General features: G+C 51.3%; 8 protein-coding genes. All 8 read right to left on the reverse strand.

Annotation, left to right across the window (positions count from 1 at the left end; all coding sequences use genetic code 11):
• Positions 1 to 450: TonB-dependent receptor plug domain-containing protein (locus tag HMPREF0670_RS17230; RefSeq protein WP_009231700.1), on the reverse strand; the 450-nt coding region annotated here is incomplete at its 3' end.
• Positions 447 to 1,046: a hypothetical protein gene (locus HMPREF0670_RS13475; protein WP_009231701.1), complete on the reverse strand. Its 600-nt coding sequence runs from the start codon at positions 1,044 to 1,046 to the stop codon at positions 447 to 449. The genes HMPREF0670_RS13475 and HMPREF0670_RS17230, both read right to left, overlap by 4 nt.
• On the reverse strand, positions 1,043 to 2,089 hold the full coding sequence (locus HMPREF0670_RS13480; RefSeq protein ID WP_009231702.1) for a hypothetical protein: 1,047 nt from the start codon (positions 2,087 to 2,089) through the stop codon (positions 1,043 to 1,045). Before HMPREF0670_RS13480 ends, HMPREF0670_RS13475 begins: the two co-directional genes overlap by 4 nt.
• Before the next feature lie 153 nt (positions 2,090 to 2,242).
• Positions 2,243 to 2,824 (reverse strand): hypothetical protein, encoded by a 582-nt coding sequence (locus HMPREF0670_RS13485; RefSeq protein WP_044078334.1) that lies wholly within the window; start codon positions 2,822 to 2,824, stop codon positions 2,243 to 2,245.
• 131 nt (positions 2,825 to 2,955) lie between these two features.
• A complete protein-coding gene (locus tag HMPREF0670_RS13490; RefSeq protein ID WP_009231704.1) occupies positions 2,956 to 3,570 on the reverse strand; it encodes a hypothetical protein in 615 nt (204 codons plus the stop codon).
• 2 nt (positions 3,571 to 3,572) lie between these two features.
• Positions 3,573 to 4,352: a class I SAM-dependent methyltransferase gene (locus HMPREF0670_RS13495; protein ID WP_009231705.1), complete on the reverse strand. Its 780-nt coding sequence runs from the start codon at positions 4,350 to 4,352 to the stop codon at positions 3,573 to 3,575.
• A gap of 59 nt (positions 4,353 to 4,411) precedes the next feature.
• Positions 4,412 to 6,700 (reverse strand): TonB-dependent receptor family protein, encoded by a 2,289-nt coding sequence (locus HMPREF0670_RS13500; protein WP_009231706.1) that lies wholly within the window; start codon positions 6,698 to 6,700, stop codon positions 4,412 to 4,414.
• Positions 6,701 to 6,761: 61 nt separating this feature from the next.
• A complete protein-coding gene (locus HMPREF0670_RS16500) occupies positions 6,762 to 6,899 on the reverse strand; it encodes a hypothetical protein (RefSeq protein ID WP_157579653.1) in 138 nt (45 codons plus the stop codon).
• Positions 6,900 to 8,495 lie beyond the last annotated feature (1,596 nt).

Consider the following 8,495-nt stretch of genomic DNA (forward strand, 5'->3'; position numbering starts at 1 on the left):
GTTGGAAAGGCCGTACGAGCTGAACACGACGTTGTCTTGGATGTCGGGTTGTAATATTCCGTCTACGCTTATTGCCACCCTGTTGGCCTCTACACCGCGCATGGCGAAGCCCCGCATGCCGCCGCGCGACCCCGATATCGACACGCCTACGGAGGGCATGTAGCGCACAAGGTCGGTCATGTCGGCAGGCATTTCCACTTTAAGTTGCTCCGCCGTTTGCTTAATCATGCCCACGGCGCGCGCTCCGCGATTGGCTTTCACCACAACTTCTTTGATGTTTCGGGTACGAGTGGTATCGTTAACGACGGCTTGCGCGCTGACAGTTGCGGGCATGAAGCACACGAACAAGAGTGCCCAGGCAAGCAAAACGCCTGGCTTGCAGTGCGCCAACGCGGCGCGGATGGTTTGTCCACGGAGGGCATCGGCAGTTGTATGTGAATGTCTTTTCATCCGTTTATCAGCGTTAGTTTCTTGGTGAAGGGCTTCATCGTGATGGTTCTCCCGTCGGCATTGAAAGGCGTTCCCACCGCTATGGGAGCTTGCACGCCGTCTATGAGGATAGACTTGAGGGCAAGTTCGAACGTGGGTTTCGACCCTTTCTGCGTTTTTCCGCCGGGCAACAAGATGCTGCCGCCATCGGTTTGCGTGAGGTTGAAGACGAACGAAACCGTTGTTTCGCCCCAGTTTAAGAACCGTGGCGGCACGCGCTTAAACGTTAGCGTGTGCTCGTTGGCGCGGTATTCGTAAAGCAGACCGCGCAGAGGAATGCGCAAAGTGCCCTCCGTTCCACCGTTGTCTATGGGCAGGAGCAGTTCGGGTTGTGAGAAATTGGCCACCTCGTTGTGCAGGTCGAACCACAGGTAGGTGTTGCTTTCGTCTATCACGAATATCTTGGAAAGCAGCAAAGCGTTGTCGGCATCCATCTCAGAGGGTTGCGCCTGTTGGAAAGTGTCGTTGTCGTCTAGCTCCCTACCGATGCATCCCGATAGGGAAAACAACATCGTGAGCAGGGCGGCCAATAGCTTAAAGTGTGGCGTTCGGCTCATTTCTTAGGCGTTAGGGTTATTTGTTTAAAGGGTTCGGGATAGCTTGTGTCGAACGTTTTGTCGGCATACGAGGTTAGGAATTGCTTGATTTGAACAAACAACCCGATGCGGGGCTGGCTCAGTATCAGCTTGTCTCCGCTGCGCTGATAGGTGAACTCGTAATACCATTCGCGCTTCACGTCGCCATACCTGTCGGATGAAACGGCGGTGTTTTTCATCGGCACGCGGATGAACAGCTTGTTGTTTCCGTATGTCGTGTAGCGCATGGGCGTCTCGCTCATGTTGGCCTCGCGCCAGTCGCCGTCGCCGTTGAAGCGCAGGCTGTACTGGTCCATAGCCGGCAGCAGGAAGAAACGTTTGGCCGTTATGGTGTTGTCGTTGTTGAACATGAAGTCGAAGGTGAACTCTTTCATCGACTTGTACACGCCCTCGTTCAGGTCGGCAACGTCGTTACGTATGTCGTCTATGTTGAATGTCCAGGTCCATTGTATGCCGGTGATGTCTTTGGGTGGAGCTTGCGTTTTGCCGCTCAATTGGTCTATATACTTCTGTGTATCTTTGTCTACCTGTGCCACAAGGTCTTTCAATCTTTGGTATCTCTCGCCGCTACGCAGGCGGTAGGGCAGTTCGTATAGCGAGCCTTCGCTTGATATCAGCAGCAGGTTGCGTGCCACGTACCTGTCGAAAATCGTTTCTTTGTTCATCTTCGTTGGCACATCGCGTAGGTCTCTGTTAATCCTCACGGCAATTTGCACCAGTGTTTGAAAGGCGCGGACGTCGTCGTCGGCCAGTAGGTTGTGGTCGTCGGTTACGAGATCGCTTAGCACGAATTTGTTAAACTGCTCCTCGGCTTTGTCTGGCGACTCGAAGGCGAGGTTGAAAAGCTGGTCGAATTTGTCGGCCAGTTGCTGTTTGGCCACAAGTGCGCGCTCGTTTTCGTCTAGCTCGGATGTGGTGCAACCCGTAATGAGAAGGGCCAGACCCGTAAATGCTATGGCAAACCAACGCAGGGGGCGAGTGGCGGTTTTGTTTGAATTTGGCATTGCTGTTTGTTTGTGATGTTAATGATAAGTTTGTGGGTTCGTATGTTTATCGGTTTGTCTGTTGATGGGTTTGCAAGTTAACGGGTTGACATGTTTGCGCGTTTGCAAGGTGGCTTGCAAGCCCGTAAACTCGTCAACCCGTTGGCTTATCACTTATTTGGTTGCCTTTACCTTTACTACAACGGGCAATATGTTTGGTTCAATGTCCACCTCAAGCTTGCCGTCTTTCCATGTTCCCTTGGCGGTAGCCCTGTCTGTTTCGAACCCTTTGGGGTCGGGAATGGCGATGCCGCCAGGTGCTTGTCCTGGCTTTACGCTTTGTCCGTTGTGTGGTGAGGCCTTAAAATAGCCCTTTACAGATGTAAGCGTAACCGTGCCGTCTTTTTCTTGGGTTATGTTTAGGGTGAAATCAACGGTCATGTCGAAAGGCATGCGGTCTTTTTTGGGTTTGTCGTCTTCGTCTAGGAAGGGTGCGTTGAATCCTTCGTAGTGCAAGCGCACTTGTTGTGTGTTGCCCTCCACGCGCTCTATATATATGGTGTGCGGGCCTTCGGCCATTTTCTTGCTGCCCAGCGTGGGTGCGATGGTGGCCTTGTATGGGCCAACAATGCTGGCAACGATGCTGCTGTCTATGGGGTCATTGTTGTCCGAATCGCTGCAAGCGGTGGTCAAACTCATGCCCATAACGAGCATAAGGAGTAACGCGGCGAGGTTTTTAATACTTATGGTTCTCATCTGTTGGTTGTTTTTTAGCCCAACTTGCTGTTGGGGAAGGGTTGATAATGTAGGCTGCAGGATGGCCGAACGTAATGTTGGCCGCAACATTTCGGTGCAGGGGCAGCCTTTATCCTTGCACCGATAAGCGGTTATGGCGTGGCTGTTTGCTTTTTGCCGTGCCACCTGATTTTCATCGGAACGGGCAACATCAGGTCGATGAGGGCGTATATTTCGCCTTTCGATTTGATGTAAAAGCCCTCCATCTCGGCATCGTCGCTTTCGGGAAGGGGCAGCCCGATGGTCTTTCCGTGGTCGCTGGTGTGCACTGCTCCGTCTTTGCCTGCCAGGCGGATGGTGTCGCTAGGCGTGTCGGTGAGCAGCAAGTTCATGTCTATCGACATGTATAGGGGCATGAAATACGTGTGGAAGTCTACCACCCGTAGCTGTACCGAGCCGTTGGCCTTGGCCGAGAGCGGCACCGTGGCTTCGCCGCTGGTGAAGTACAGGCGGGGCGTTACGCGGTCGGCATCGTAGTAAATAAGGTCGAGCCGCGAGTCGTACAGGCCTGCCACAAGCTTGGCTTGCGCTTGGGTGTGCAGGTTAGAGTCGGCATATTCGTTGCGGTTGGGCAGCAGTTGGTCGGCTCGTTCCAGGTCGGGCGAGCGCATGTCGTCGGTGCATGCCCCCACAAGCGTTGTTGTAAGGAGGGCAAGTACAAGCCCAATGGCCGCCCCGCGCAGTTGGGATATGTTGTGTGCAACCATTGCTAAGCCCGTTTTCGCGCCACCATCGAGATGGCTTGGATGTTCTTGTCGTGCTTCCTAAATATGCTCCGCATGTGCAAAACGCGTTTCCGGGCAGGGGCATTGCGAAGCATGCGCCAAACGATGCGCAGGAAACCGCCCCATCCTTCGTCGGCCACCACGCGGCGCCATTCCAGCAGGTGCATCGGACTTTGTTTTGTCCATACCACCTCAAAGCCGTTTTCTTCAAGCACGGCGCGCCATGCCGAGAGCGTTAGTGGGCGCACATTGGTTTTGATGCTATATGCAAGGTCCTTCTCGATGGTGCGTTGTAGCTCGCTGCCCGCATCATCGGGGCAGATTACGATTTCGTGAATGGCGTACAGTCCGCCCGCTTTCAGCAGTCGTGCCGCCTCTCTTACGATAGCGTTTTTCTGCGGTGCGCTCTGCATGGTGAGCATCGCCTCGCCGTACACCTTTGTTGCGCAGGCATCGGGCAGCCCTGTTTGTGCGGCATCGGCCGCCACTACGCGCATGTTGGCATAGTTTACGTTGTGCCGAACACGGCTGGCGGCCTCTTCGTTCAGCTCTACGGCGGTATACGAGTGTGGCTTATGGGCTACGGTTAGGCGGGCCGTTTGTCCCAATCCTGGTGCAAACTCCACCACGTCGTCCGTTTCGTTGATGTTCATTGCCTCTAACATTTGGGCGGTAAGTTCGCGTCCTCCTGGTCTAAGCACCCTTTTTCCAAGTTTGGCAAGCACCCAATGGCCTTGCTCCATGTTCATTTTTTTCTCGGTCATGATGGTTATTTGTTAAGTTCAACGGTGTAAAACATTTCTGTTGATTAAGGCGGCAAGGCCTACATTTGCCACGTTATGCCCCCAAATATGCAGCGCGGCTGGGCGGGAATGAAGAACGCCATCTGCTTTGCAGAGAAGTTGGGGAAGGGGATGGGCGGGTTATGTATCTCGTCGCTGATAACGTAGCTGGAGGCGTAACGGCTGTTGGCCACGTTCTTCATCTCCACGTACAGGCTGATGTTTTTGCCCAGTGCGTAGGCCGCACGCACGTTCCACACGCGGTATGCGGGCTGGAACATGGTGTTGGTGTGGTCGATGGGGGTTTCGCCTGGTTTCCATTCCACTTGTGCCGCAAGGCTAAGACCGCACGAATGCTCGTATTCGGCCGACAGGTTTAGATAGTGTTGGGGTATGCCCGCCAGGCGTTTGCCCTGGTATTTGCCGCCGCTGAAACGGAAGTCGCTGAAATCGTACACTCCGCCAAGGGTCAGCTTACCCGCGTTTATGCCCCACGGATTGTCGGCAACAACGGCGTTTAGCCCCACTTCCACCCCCTGATGTAAGGTTGTGGGATAGTTCTCGGTGCGCTTAATGCCGCGCACGTAGTCTTTCACTTCCAGTATTTCGTTGTGTACCCACGAACGGTAGGCGGCCACATTCCACGAAAAGCGTGTCGTCCGTCCCTTGCTTCCCAGTTCCAGGGTGGTGGCCGTTTGCTTGTCTAAGGCAATGGCGTAAAGCCGCTTAGGGCTGGTGTTGATGTTGGTTGTTACCTCCGTGCCAACCAGTTCGTCGAAGGTTGGCGGCTCGTAACTTCGGCTTAGGTTGCCAAACAGCTGCACGTCTTCGCCCTTAAAGGGGCTGTATATCAACCCTATGCGTGGGTTGAAAGCCGTCCAGTGTTGGTTGAGCGTTGTGCTTTGCGAACGAAAGTAGCGGTACTTTTTCGACATGTGGCTGTACCATGGCCGAAGGTCGGGTTGTGGAAAGCGGTCGCTGCTGTTGCGCTCGTTGTACACTAGGTGGGCATCGACAACGAAATTGAGTTTCGAAGTTAGCCTAATCAGGTCTTCGGCAAAGAGGGCTAGGTTGCGCGCTTGCAGGTCGTCGTGGGCAAACATAAACGATTCTAGCCCGTCTTTATTGATATAGGTGCGGCGATCTATTTGTCCTGCCGATGCCACAAGGCCTGCACGCAGGTGGTGTTTGCCCGTGTTGAGGCGGTAGCTGACGGTTAGTCCGCCGTCGTGGTGATACGAGTGGGGGATGGAAATGGTGATGGGAAACACAAATTGGTCGTCGGCATATTGGTAATACACGGCAGCCACGAGGTCGCTGTTGGCGTTTAAGCGGATGCCCGTGCGGTTGGCCACGCGTATCATGCGCGCAAAACGGCGTGGCTTATCGCGCAACACGTTTGGCCCCATGCTGAAAGGAAGGTCTACGCCAGCGTTAACTTGCTTGGGATTATCCATTAGCTGCTGCATGTTGAGCGGTCCTGGAAACTGGAATTTCAGCCAGGTGAAGTGCAGGTACGTGCGATTTTCCACTTGCCCATTAAGGCTTTGCAACCCATAGTTGGCCGCAATGCTCCATCGGGTGTTGTGGTTGTAAAGCCGATGCCCGTCTTGCGCGCTGTACGACGTGCTTATGTGGGCATCGCTTGTTTGCCAACGGTAGCCCATGCTTGCAGCCACAGCCCTGTAACCATAGCTTCCGCCTTCTACCTTTACGAGCGTGTTAGCCCCATGTTGCTTGTTGGCCGTGGGCGAAACGAAGTTGATGGCTCCGCCAAGGGTGCTTGCGCCGAAGTTTAGGGCATTGGCTCCTTTAAACACTTCAACGAAATGAGCCGTCATGGGGTCCATCACGCCAATGATGTAAGAGCCGTCGGCAAAGTTCACGGGTATGCCGTCTTGCAGCAGGTACACGCCCCTGCGTTGTGGGTTGCTTTGTATGCCCGAACCGCGGATGTTGAGTCGGGGTTGGTCGTTCAGGCCGAAGAACTCTTGAATGATAACGCCTGGCTGCATGGCCAACGCATCTTTTAGCGTGGACAGCCGTTGCCGTAGGGGCGACATCTGCACCAGCGATGTGCTTCCGGCAATGAGCCGTTGCTCGTTTAGGGCTTGTGCCACGGTGGGTTGCGTTAGCTGCCGGGGCGCAAGCACATTTACCTCTTTGAGGTTTACCACGTGTGGAAGTGTGTTTCGCACCTTATCGGCTTGTGTGCTGTCGTTGTCTGTGGCACTTGGCAGGGCATTGGATAGAGCGTAAGATGGCCTTGCTGCCATGCAACTCGTCATGGCGAACCAAAATGCTAAGCCAAGCTTCAAACGTGCGTCCATCTTTTTTGTTAATTTTTACCGCAAAGTTAGAACTGCAAACGAACAAGAAAAGTAACAAATGTTACCGAAAATGCAAAATACCTAGTTTTAGGTAGGCTGCTGAGAGGAGGGGAAAAGTGGGGGTGTTTCCGCCTGTTTGCAAGGCGATGTCGGCCGATGGGCTACGTCTAGCTTTTGTGTTGGTGTGCGTTTCTTCCATCGTTTTAAAAGTTTACAGCCCTTGCGGCTTGTATGTACAAAACCTTACTGGCGCAAAAACGTGCAAAAAACACACTTGCGCATTTGGGGCTTGCAAACTCGGTTTCGCACTTTGAAGAGGACAAGCTGATACACTCACCACTCGCAGGCATAGAAGATTGCTAACGCATAAACTCTCGAAAGCCACCAGTTGCTGTGTACCTCAATCCACAAACGCATCTGCTTTAAAAGTTAATTCTTTGCTTTGTTTTTACAATGTTGCTCTAAATTTTGCTCTGTTCTAGCGAGAATAAAGGTCGAAAAATGGGTAATTGGACACCATTTCTAGCTTTTTATGTCTTTTGTTTTGTCTCTTTTTGAGAAAACAACTTGCGTTTTGCATCATTTTGCCTTTCTATTTTGGTTGGATGCTCGTGTTTTTTCAAGTCCAATTGCCCCCATTTTACCCCTAAAAACCCGTTTTTTAAACCCCTATTTTGCCCTTTTACGCCATATTTTTCATCGCTCTAAAAGGTTTTGTTTATGCGATTGTAGTGGATGTTTATGCTTTTTGCCTTGCGTTTAGCGGCATTTTACCCTGCGTTTTGCACCATTTCGCCTTGCATTTAGCACCAAAACGCACTGCATTTTGCACCAAAACGCACTGCGTTTAGCACCAAAACGCAGTGTGTTTAGCTGCAAAATGCCCCAAATGTGGTGTAAATGGCGGTGTTTTGAAATAAATATTCATTTTATCGTATTCACAAACTAACCCCTTTTTGCATCAAAACAAACCTTCGCGAGAATCGATTTTTTGCGGCAGGGTGAGCGCTTGGTTGGTAAAATGGCAGCCATAATGTTAAATTTTGTGCTGAAAACTTTACATGAGTGCGACAGGTGTAGTGTTGTTGCGGTGCATTTCTTTTCTTTTGTTGTGGGGTTTCTTTGTGGGGTTAGCTTTATTTGCCGTGCTTTGGGTTGGCTTTTCCCCATTGTGTAAGGTTAACCTTGCCTGTCTAGCCAAGCTGGTTTGTCTAGTTAGTTTAGCCAGTCTAGTCTTTGTGGTGTTGGTATTAGCATGGCTGGTTTGTTTAACCATGCAATATGGTTTAAGTCTTCAATGTGTTATTTGTTGCTCTGGTTGCACTCTAATTTTGTTATCTTTGCGAAGTATTTAATTATATATATAATGTGTAATGGTGTTTTTGAACGCAATAAATGTTTCAAAATGTTAAATATTGGATTAAAATGAATGTTTTTCTTGTGAATGTTTTGCGAGAAACGAAAAAGAGTGTACCTTTGCATCCGCTTTCGGGAACGAAGTTCTTTGGGAGCAATCAAGAAAGAGTTCATTGAAAGATTTACATAGACAGTAGTAGTACAAGAGCAGATGTGCTTGTCTTTTCTGAGGCGAGCGCGTTTGGGTAGAACATTAAGAACCGTCGGTTCTCCTAGGTCTTTGGTTATTAAAATTAAAGATGTGGGTAACCGGTACAGGTGAGTGGAACTACGATAGATTTGGGTGCTCGTCCTGATGGGATAATGCCGCAAGGCATAAAACTTTTAGCGTTTGGGGTTTCTTTTTTTTGGATTCCCCGTTAATGCGCAGACATTTTAC

The sequence above is a fragment of the Prevotella sp. oral taxon 317 str. F0108 genome (assembly GCF_000162415.1).
Lineage (GTDB): Bacteria > Bacteroidota > Bacteroidia > Bacteroidales > Bacteroidaceae > Prevotella > Prevotella conceptionensis.

Bases quoted from the DNA above. Each gene is read 5' to 3' on its own strand.
- HMPREF0670_RS13475 (WP_009231701.1), bottom strand. From the start codon at position 1,046: ATGAGCCGAACGCCACACTTTAAGCTATTGGCCGCCCTGCTCACGATG.
- HMPREF0670_RS13480 (WP_009231702.1), bottom strand. From the start codon at position 2,089: ATGCCAAATTCAAACAAAACCGCCACTCGCCCCCTGCGTTGGTTTGCC.
- HMPREF0670_RS13485 (WP_044078334.1), bottom strand. From the start codon at position 2,824: ATGAGAACCATAAGTATTAAAAACCTCGCCGCGTTACTCCTTATGCTC.
- HMPREF0670_RS13490 (WP_009231704.1), bottom strand. From the start codon at position 3,570: ATGGTTGCACACAACATATCCCAACTGCGCGGGGCGGCCATTGGGCTT.
- HMPREF0670_RS13495 (WP_009231705.1), bottom strand. From the start codon at position 4,352: ATGACCGAGAAAAAAATGAACATGGAGCAAGGCCATTGGGTGCTTGCC.
- HMPREF0670_RS13500 (WP_009231706.1), bottom strand. From the start codon at position 6,700: ATGGACGCACGTTTGAAGCTTGGCTTAGCATTTTGGTTCGCCATGACG.
- HMPREF0670_RS16500 (WP_157579653.1), bottom strand. From the start codon at position 6,899: ATGGAAGAAACGCACACCAACACAAAAGCTAGACGTAGCCCATCGGCC.